At 43.6% G+C, this 776-nt stretch carries 1 pseudogene; it reads left to right on the forward strand.

Going from position 1 to position 776, the window contains the following annotated elements:
- Nucleotides 1-776: pseudogene (locus J5224_RS32140) on the forward strand (tyrosine-protein kinase); the annotation flags it as partial.

Consider the following 776-nt stretch of genomic DNA (forward strand, 5'->3'; position numbering starts at 1 on the left):
TGATTCAAGTGGAGCAAAGCGGTGGCGATTCTTTGATAAAAGATATCTCCAGCATGTTGCCGGATGCTAAGCCACAATCAGCTGCTGAAATTGAGTTAATTAAATCGCGTATGGTAATGGGGAAAACCATTAACGATCTGGCGTTGGATATTGATGTACGTCAGAAGTATTTTCCTCTCGTTGGGCGAGGCGTTGCGCGGTTAACGGGTGCTGAGCCGGGTAAAATCGCCATTTCACGTTTAGATGTACCTGAAAGTTGGCAAGATGAAGTGATTACGCTCGAGGTGCTCGATAACCAAAGTTATCGTATATCGGGCGGTGACACACTCAGCTTTGATGGCAAAGTTGGTCAAGTAGAAAGCCATAACAGCATTGAAATACTGGTCAGTGATATTGAAGCTGAAAAAGGGACGGTTTTCCGAATGAGAAAGCTCAATCCTTTAACGGCCATCAATAGTTTGTTGGACGATTTTACCGTCGCAGACAAAGGGAAAGACACTGGTGTGTTAGGTTTAAGTCTGGAAGGTACCGATCCGACGTTAACCACTAAAGTTTTAAACAGTGTTAGCCAAAACTATTTGCAGCAGAATGTAGAGCGTAAATCAGAAGAGGCGGCGCGCAGCCTTGAATTTTTAAAAGAGCAATTGCCGAATATCCGTGGCCAGTTAAATGATGCAGAAAATAAATTAAATACCTTCCGCCAGCAGAATGACTCAGTAGATTTATCCTTGGAAGCTAAAGCGGTATTAGACACCATGGTGTCTGTTGAATCTCAG

This window comes from Candidatus Symbiopectobacterium sp. NZEC135 (assembly GCF_025962695.1).